The organism is Vagococcus sp. WN80Y (assembly GCF_059621045.1).
On record NZ_JCAQHY010000168.1, the window covers coordinates 100,569 to 106,715 of the forward strand.

The 6,147-nt window shown below is 37.5% G+C and carries 7 protein-coding genes; 6 read left to right on the forward strand and 1 reads right to left on the reverse strand.

Annotation, left to right across the window (positions count from 1 at the left end; genetic code table 11):
- Positions 1-17 precede the first annotated feature (17 nt).
- From AC5KOD_RS17160 to AC5KOD_RS17175, 4 genes are all read left to right on the forward strand, one after another.
- Complete coding sequence (locus AC5KOD_RS17160) at positions 18-1,097, forward strand: NAD(P)-dependent oxidoreductase (protein ID WP_496915803.1); 1,080 nt, start codon at positions 18-20, stop codon at positions 1,095-1,097.
- Positions 1,098-1,114: 17 nt separating this feature from the next.
- Complete coding sequence (gene rpiB / locus AC5KOD_RS17165) at positions 1,115-1,567, forward strand: ribose 5-phosphate isomerase B (protein WP_496915804.1); 453 nt, start codon at positions 1,115-1,117, stop codon at positions 1,565-1,567.
- 4 nt (positions 1,568-1,571) lie between these two features.
- A complete protein-coding gene (gene rpe, locus AC5KOD_RS17170; protein ID WP_496915805.1) occupies positions 1,572-2,216 on the forward strand; it encodes a ribulose-phosphate 3-epimerase in 645 nt (214 codons plus the stop codon).
- Positions 2,217-2,332: 116 nt separating this feature from the next.
- The gene (locus tag AC5KOD_RS17175; RefSeq protein WP_496915806.1) at positions 2,333-2,998 is read left to right on the forward strand and encodes a ribulose-phosphate 3-epimerase; all 666 of its coding nucleotides are present in this window, start codon (positions 2,333-2,335) and stop codon (positions 2,996-2,998) included.
- 38 nt (positions 2,999-3,036) lie between these two features.
- On the opposite strand, the gene AC5KOD_RS17180 is transcribed toward AC5KOD_RS17175, so the two are convergent.
- Positions 3,037-4,137, reverse strand: a complete 1,101-nt coding sequence (locus AC5KOD_RS17180) for a DNA alkylation repair protein (RefSeq protein WP_496915807.1) — start codon at positions 4,135-4,137, stop codon at positions 3,037-3,039.
- Between the two features lie 379 nt (positions 4,138-4,516).
- On the opposite strand from AC5KOD_RS17180, the gene AC5KOD_RS17185 reads away from it, so the two are divergent.
- Positions 4,517-5,683 carry an alanine racemase gene (locus AC5KOD_RS17185; RefSeq protein ID WP_496915808.1) on the forward strand — a complete coding sequence of 389 codons (1,167 nt, stop codon included), beginning with the start codon at positions 4,517-4,519 and terminating at the stop codon, positions 5,681-5,683.
- Positions 5,676-6,035, forward strand: a complete 360-nt coding sequence (locus AC5KOD_RS17190) for a PRD domain-containing protein (RefSeq protein ID WP_496915809.1) — start codon at positions 5,676-5,678, stop codon at positions 6,033-6,035. The genes AC5KOD_RS17185 and AC5KOD_RS17190 overlap by 8 nt, the downstream gene beginning before the upstream one ends.
- Positions 6,036-6,147: the final 112 nt, after the last annotated feature.

Consider the following 6,147-nt stretch of genomic DNA (forward strand, 5'->3'; position numbering starts at 1 on the left):
GGGAGGCATTAACGAGTATGGCTAATATTACAATAATTGGTGATGGCTTGATTAAGGGTGAACTTATGAAGCAAGCGGTTATAGAAAATGGGCTGGCGAGGGCAGCGGATATTAAGTTATTTAGCTGGTTTGAAACGCTTTCTAAACATGACTTTCAAGCGAAAATGTTAGAAATTGAAAGAGAAGGTCCTGAGGCTTTTTTAGTAGATGAGTCGCTAAAAGAAGTTCTTAAGGAGACGGATTATCTGATTTGCCACATAGCGCCAATAAGTCGCCAGCTCTTAGAAGAGTGTCAACAGTTAAAATTGATTGGATTATGTCGAGGTGGCACTGAGAATATCGATTTAGAGGCCTGCCGAGAAAAGGGAATACCCGTTATCCGGATAGTTAAAAATGCGGAAGCAACAGCTGAATTTACGTTAGGTTTAATTTTAGCGTTAACACGGCAGATAGCAGAAGGAAGCCATCAATTAAAAAAAGGCTATTGGGTTAAAGATTATTTTAATGACGGCTTTCGTCAGACAGTCAGTGAGTTGAAAATCGGGATTATTGGATTAGGGGCAATTGGATGTCGAGTAGCAAAGATACTTCTAAGCTTAGGTGCTGAGGTTTATGCCTACCATCCAAGTATAACGGAAGAGAAGAAACAAAGCGTTAATTTACCGTTAACTTATCTTTCTTTAGAAGAGGTAATGGCTGAATGCGATGTTATCAGCTTACATTTGCGATTAACTAATCAAACAAATAAACTAATCGATGCGCGTTTGTTGGGGATGATGTCAGCAACCTCCTATTTAATTAATACAGCTAGAGCCTCTTTAATCGATGAAGCGGCTCTAATCGAAAGTGTTAGACTCAAACGAATTGCGGGAGTTGCCTTAGATGTTGCTTGGCATGAACCAATGCCAGCAGATCATCCTTTATTGGCATTTGATAATGTTCTGATTACCCCTCATATTGCTGGAGATACCGATGTGATTGAAAAAGCACCAGGACTTTTGGTAAAAGAAATAGTAAATTATCAAGCAGGTCATAGCACAGAGATGCTAATTCAAGAAAAATATATGACCAATCAATGGCGACATCAATCAAATTAGAATGGGAGAAGGGAATAATGAGGATGAATCAAACGGTTATTATAGCAGCCGATCACGGTGGCTTTGCGCTGAAAGCTACTATCGTTAAAGACTTAACTACAAAAGGGTATCGGGTAATTGATTGTGGCACTGATTCAAGTCAGTCAGTCGATTTTCCAGAGTATGCTCAGCTTGTTGTTAAAGGGATGTCAACAACTCCCGATAGCTTGGGGATCTTAGTTTGTGGAACTGGGATAGGGATGTCGATTGCTGCTAATAAGCATAATGGAATAAGAGCTGCAGTAGTTAGCGATGTATTTTCTGCAAAGGCGACTAGAGAGCATAATGATAGCAATATTCTCTGTATAGGCGCGCGCGTAGTTGGTGAAGGTCTTGCTTTAATGATTGTCGATCAGTGGTTAACCTCCAGTTACTTAGGGGGCAAGTATCAAGTCAGAATTGATCAAATTACAGAAATAGAAGAGAGGTAAGAATATGTTGATTGCAACATCGTTGCTAGATGCTGATTTTGCTTGTTTAGGTGATGTAGTGAGACAACTCGATCAAGCGGGGATTGATTGGATTCATTTAGATGTGATGGATGGTCAATTTGTGCCACGGATTACGTTTGGTGATTCTTTGATTAGATGCTTACGTCCTCATAGTCAGTGTTTTTTCGATTGTCATTTGATGGTTGCAGAGCCAGAAGCACATGCAACCTATTTGATAGAGGCAGGAGCGGACCAATTGACGGTTCATGTAGAAGCCTGTCAGGATATTTACCGAGTAGTTAAAGCCATTAAGGATCGAGGAGTAAAAGTTGGGGTTGCCTTGAATCCTGAGACCTCCCTTGATTTAATTAAAGAGGTTTTACCATTAGTTGATCTAGTTTTACAAATGACGGTTACCCCAGGAAAAGGTGGTCAAAAATTTATTCCTGAAACAATGAAAAAAGTAGATCAGTTAGTCACTTATCGGCAAGAGCATGAACTAACCTACCTAATTCAAGTGGATGGGGGGATCAATGACGAGACGGCCAAGATATGCCAAAAGCATCAGGTAGATGTTCTAGCAGTTGGTAGCTACATGTTTAAAGGTCAATCAATCTCTCAACAATTAGAGACTTTGCGTGAAATATAGTAGTTACTGAATGTTAAACGGTTACATGTCTAATCTACAATTAGTGTTAATTATGGTATGATAAGAGAAATGAGGACCCACTTAACAGGTCTGGTTAATAAGAGAGGTGAAGCTGAATGAAAAAAATTGTCGCATCAATTATGTGTGCTGATCCCTTAAATTTAGGGCAAGAATTAATTGATTTACGTGATGCTGGAGTTGATTGGTTACACTGTGATGTGATGGATGGCGACTTTGTTGAAAATATGGCGATGGCGCCCTATAATCTTGCACCAATTATTCAAACGGGTTATTTTACGACAGACATCCACTTAGCTGTGGCTCAGCCAGAAAAAGTTATCCCACTTTTTTTGTCGATTCAACCAGATTATCTGACATTTCATATTGAAGTAGTTAAAAATCCCCGATCTTGCATTAAGTTGATTCGGGAATCTGGGGTAGGGGTTGGTTTAGCCTTAAGCCCTGAAACACCCGTTGAAATGATTAGTCCGTATCTGGAAGAAGTAGAGTTGATAGTCGTTATGACGGTTAATCCAGGATTTGCAGGGCAGGTATTTAATCAAAGGGTTTTAGCTAAATTAAGGGAATTGAATCAATTAGTGGCTAAGTGTAAAAAATCGCCACTAATCCAAGTAGATGGGAATATTTATGAGCCAACAATTGCTGCAATTCAAGAGAATGGCGGAGCGGATCTTTTTGTGGTGGGAACTGCGGCGCTGTTTAATGACAAGATCGGGACTTATAAAGAAAAAGTTAGTCGGCTAAAAGAGCAGATAGTTTAATAGAAAAGGAGGCTGTGACCTAAGTCACAGCCTCCTTTTTAGGCATCAATTAAGAAAAAAGTGGTTTCGGCAATAGGTTGTCCATTTAGAAATAGAGTGAGTATATGTTTGCCAGGATAATGAATACGCGTGGTTAGATTTTTGAAATTAAGTGTTTTCTCACCCTGAAACTCTCTTTTGGTTGTTAACAAATCAGCTATATGAAACTTTTTTAAGGCAGTGCGCCCATTCGCTTTAACATAATTGATTCCATATTCTAATCGAATGGCTGTTTCTGTTGTAATGGTCGTCGCAACCGCATAGGACATTGTCAAAGTTTCACCAATAGCGGCGGAATCTGTGCTGACAGCAAGCTGGACAGCTTCAAGGTCAAATTCGGTACCTGGCGCTTGATAACCGAAAAGCGCTAAGGCTTCGGGAACCGCTTGTTTGACAAGAGTGCGACAGCCCTTTTTTATAATCCAGTCAGTAAGTGGATGTTGGCCAATCCATTGTCGACAGGTGGAAATCACAAGCTGAGGATGATTTTTGGAAAGATCATTGAGGTGATTAGCGACACTTTTCCGAACGTACAGCGAAGGATCGGCACGTAAATTTGTCAAAATCTTCAATCCTAGCTCTGGTCGAGCAATCAAATAATCCAAGTGGGCGCCCCAAGGCAACAAAGGTCGACACCCTTCAGAGGCTAGACGTCGAATATGTTCATTGTCATCATTACTCCATTCCAGTAGTAGTTGTAGCATCTTTTCAGGGTCTAACATAATAAAGTCTCTGATGGCAAATTCTGATGACGAATAAGCGGTCATTTCTTTTAAATAACTGAGAGAAAGCTCCCAGTCTTCTGATGCTAGGCCATATATACTAATAAAATCAGGAAAAAATAGATAAGAGAAGCCACGATTTTGTTGATGGAGTGTTAATAAAAGAGGTAGCTGATCTGAATAGCTGCCAGGTAAATAGTTTCCTAGGACTGTCGCTATTTTTTTCATTCTTCCACGAACACTCAAGGAAAGCCAGTCGTCAGCTATAACTGTTTCGACGAATCTGTCTCCAGCAAAACTAGGGACTAATTTATGGATGTCTTGTGTTAAATGATCGAAGAACTCTGTCGTGTATATATCTTTTAAGGCGTCTGCCATAGTATCCCTACTTTCTGATATGACTGTTTGCTTAACAAAGTGCATTTTATAGAGTTATTCGAAAGTAATACAACCTAATCATACACACGAAAGTTAAGAAAATCAATAGTAGGCAATGGGGAGAGGTTAACGAAAATTGCCTCAGATTAAATTGAGCTAAATAGACGAACCAGTGCTCTAAATATAATATCTCGTGAGAATTATATCACGATTAAAACTCAATGAAAGTAATTTTTGCTATTAATAAAGATAGCTTGTTTCATTTTATTATGAGCAATAAAATGATAAAATCATGATTGACTTCTTTATTTTTATCTGATATATTCTATTTAAGTTAAATATACAAAAAAATGTATATTTGATTAGTTAGGAGGTTTTTATGTTTTTAAAAAAAACAATAGAGCATAATCCATCTTTAATAGATGCTTCTACCAAATTGATACTGTCTAAAAGGATTAGACCAGATACGTATGTGGTTGATATTGATTCATTATTGATTAATGCTAAAAAAATGTTACAAGAAGCGAAAAAATATGACGTAAAGCTATATTTTATGCTTAAACAACTAGGAAGGAATCCCTATATCGCGAAAGAATTAGTAGCATTAGGTTACGAAGGGGCAGTTGTTGTGGACTATAAAGAGGCCGAAATCATGATGGAACATCATATTCCGATATCTCATGCAGGCCACTTAGTACAAGTACCGCGCTATCTTGTAGATAGTCTAGTAGCTTATGGGGTAACTAATATTACTGTCTTTTCTATTGAAAATGCTAAGATGATTAATGATTCTGCCAAAAAAAGTAATCGTATTCAACATGTATTTATTAAAGTGGTGGATCAGGGAGACAGTATTTATAGTGGTCAAATGTCAGGAATCCCTTTAGATGATTTGCTAGCATTTTCTCAAGAAGTATCAAAGCTTTCACATCTTAAACTTACAGGCTTAACCGTGTTTCCAGCTGTATTATTTGATGAAAATTCACATGAATTTGAGAAAACACATAATTTACAGACATTGAAGAAAGCTCAAAAACTGCTAAATGATAATGGGATAATGATTGATGAGCTAAATATGCCATCAGCTACATGTATTGAAAGTATCAAAAAAATAGCAGCTTATGGAGGGACAAGCGGAGAACCAGGCCATGGTTTTAGTGGGACAACGCCTGGACATGCCATGCTAGACTTTATAGAAAAACCATGTGTCACTTATGTAAGCGAAGTATCCCATCACTTTAAAGGTCAAAGTTTTTTCTATGGAGGAGGGTATTATCGCAGAGGTCATTTCGAAAATGCCTTGGTGTTGACGAAACAAAATCAATTTGAAGCCGTTTCTGTATTACCACCAGATCTAGATAGCATTGATTATTATTTTGCTACGAATCAACTAGTTCCAATTGGCTCACCGGTCATTGGCGCATTTAGGTTCCAAATATTTGTTACGCGCAGTGATGTTGCTATCGTTAAAGGGATTCAAAGTGAGGAAGTAACGGTTGTTGGCATTTATGACTCATTAGGAAGGGAGATAAAAAAATATGACTGATATTATGGATAGAGTTAATTTACTTCAAGAATTAGAAATGATAACGCTTGAAGATAAGGCTGATTTATTAGTTCTAATTAGTGTTATTCAATCGGAACTGGAAATAAAAGTGACAGAAGAAAATGGCGGAATTTTAATTACCCATGTAGCCGCTATGTTTAATAGAAATAAAACTGGAGAAGATGTTGGTGCTCTAGATGAAGGGATTATTAAAGAGCTACTTCAAAATAATTATTATCAAGAAGCAAAAGAATTAGTTCAGCTTATTTCAAAAAAAATTACAAATGATGTCTCCGATTTAGAAGCGTATTATCTGTTGTTGCATCTGTGTACACTAATGTCTACAAAATAAAGCCAGCTATAAAAAGGTCAAGTAAAAACTGAACTATTTTAAAATTGTTTGTTGTGATTTTTAATGCAACATAAATAAACCTAGAGAAGAATACAAATTTTTTCTAGGTATC